Genomic DNA, 733 nt, shown 5'->3' with positions numbered 1-733 from the left:
GGTCGAGGCCGCGCGCCGCAGACGGGAGCGCGACGCCGACCCGGCACGCGCCGGGCTGCGGCGCTCGGTGCTCGCCGAGGCGGCCGTCGCGGCGGCCGTCCTCGCCGTGACGACCCTGCTCACCGCGGCCGAGCCCGCCCGTACCGCCGCGGCCTCCGATACGTCGTCCGGCACCGCCGCCGGGCAGCGGCGGGGAGGGGAAGAGGGCGGGCCGGGCTCCGGGCGTTGCGGGCCGCTGGTCGTCACCGTCCCCTTCGACACCGGCGGCCCGGACGGCGCGGGCCGGGCCCAGCTCCTGATGGAACCGGGCGGGAGCGGCGGGAACTCCCTCCTGGTGCGCACCACCGCCCCCGGCGGCGAACCCCTGGACGTGCCGGAGGTGCGGGTCTCCTTCACCCTTCCCGCCCGGGAGGTCGGCCCGCTGGCCGCCACCCTGGAGCGGACCGGGGAGGGCCGCTGGTCCGCCTCCGGACTCCAGCTCCCCCTGCCCGGCACCTGGGAGGCCGCCGTGACCGTGCGGACCTCCGACATCGACCAGGTGACCGAGCGCAGGACCTTCGAACTCGACTGACCGGCGCCCGCCGCCACCCGTACCGCCCGGGAGCCGGGCACCGGGCACCGAGCACCGAGCACCACCCGAGAACCGAGACTGGGCAGCGATGACACACCACCCCGACACCGACACCGGAACCGACCCCCGCACCGGCCCCTCCCGCCGCCGCCTGCTCGGCGC

Annotated in this window: 1 pseudogene; it reads left to right on the top strand. The window is 78.6% G+C overall.

From position 1 onward, the window contains the following. Positions 1-571 (top strand): annotated as a pseudogene (locus AC2CJA_RS27045) (hypothetical protein); the annotation flags it as partial. Positions 572-733: the final 162 nt, after the last annotated feature.

It is taken from the genome of Streptomyces sp. ATLC9, assembly GCF_057196705.1.
The sequence above is the reverse complement of the archived record's forward strand: the minus strand, read 5'-3'. Positions and strand labels throughout refer to the sequence as shown.